A 1,173-nucleotide genomic window follows, 5' to 3' on the forward strand; every position below is an offset into this window, starting at 1 on the left:
CTAAACTGATACCAAAGTGAAATCTACATGCTTGATAGGGGCGAACAACTGATTGGCTGCTTCGACCAGGGCATCGGCTTGGGCTTGCAACTCCCGGCGACAGCGCCGTTGGGCCTCGGTTGCTCGCTTGGGCAGTTGAGTAAAGAAGGCGTCCACCTTCTCACGCACCTTGGCGGCCGTGCCAAAGCAGATGTTGGCTGTCACCTCTTCTCGGATCCAGTCCCAAATGGCTTCGTCGGGGTTGAAGTCCGGGCTGTAGCCAGGAAGAGCAACCAGGCGCAAGTGCAACTGCGGCATCGTGAGATACTTTCTGATCTCAGGACCATGATGAGCCGGACCATTGTCCCATATCACAATCAGTGGCTGTGGGTATTTGGCACGCAACTGCTGCAGAAAAGCCACCGAAGTGGCAGCGTTGGTGTTGCCCAGGACTGGCATGGCCTCCACCTCTCCCGTTTCTATGCAGACTGCCGAGTAGTAAGTGGCCTTCTCGCCAAAGCGAGGACTGCTCGTGTCCACCAACGCCGCTTGCCCGCGCAGCACCCATTTGGCTCGTACTTCCACATCCGCCCGAAAGTGCGCCTCATCAGCGAAGAAGATCTTGGCTCCACTCTGTTGGGCCTCGTCACGCAGAGCCACATAGGCGGCCACGAACGCTTCGCGCTTCTCAGTGTTGGCCTTGAGCAGCCGTTTCTTGGGCCGCTTCAGGACAAAGCCGAGCCGGTGCAGGTAGTTACAACAACTGCTACGGCTAAGCACTCGGCCAAAGCGCTCTTGCACGAACTGCCTCACCACTTTCCAATTCCAGTTTGCCAACTCGATGCCTACCGCAGCAGGTGGAGCTTGGATAGCAGCCTTCAGTTGCGCTTGTTGAGCCGAGTCGAGGGCGGGGGGGTACCACCACTCTGCTCGAAAGCCAACCCTGCCGGTCCTTTCTGGCGGAACTCCTCTTGCCAACCGCCAATGGTATGGGCATCTCGCTCCAGTGCTTCAGCTACTTGCGCGGGTGACCAACCCTGTGTCAACATCCAGATGGCATGCCAGCGTTCACGTTCTCGTGGGGTGGGTGCTCGATACATACGCTCTCGCACCGCCTTGACGTCCAACTGCCAGCGCCCAAGGGTGACCAACATCTCGTTCATTAGACAGCCCTCACAGGTCGGTGATGGTATT

At 58.0% G+C, this 1,173-nt stretch carries 2 protein-coding genes; both read right to left on the reverse strand.

Annotated features, from left to right (window positions below; all coding sequences use genetic code 11):
* Window positions 1–957, reverse strand: a complete 957-nt coding sequence (locus tag IVW53_16135; GenBank protein ID MBF6607087.1) for an IS630 family transposase — start codon at window positions 955–957, stop codon at window positions 1–3.
* Window positions 858–1,142, reverse strand: a complete 285-nt coding sequence (locus IVW53_16140; protein MBF6607088.1) for a helix-turn-helix domain-containing protein — start codon at window positions 1,140–1,142, stop codon at window positions 858–860. The genes IVW53_16135 and IVW53_16140 overlap by 100 nt, the downstream gene beginning before the upstream one ends.
* Window positions 1,143–1,173 lie beyond the last annotated feature (31 nt).

Source organism: Chloroflexota bacterium, assembly GCA_015478725.1.
Lineage (GTDB): Bacteria > Chloroflexota > Limnocylindria > Limnocylindrales > CSP1-4 > C-114.

Excerpts from the sequence above, each read along its gene's own strand:
- IVW53_16140 (MBF6607088.1), bottom strand. The coding sequence starts at position 1,142 with ATGAACGAGATGTTGGTCACCCTTGGGCGCTGGCAGTTGGACGTCAAG.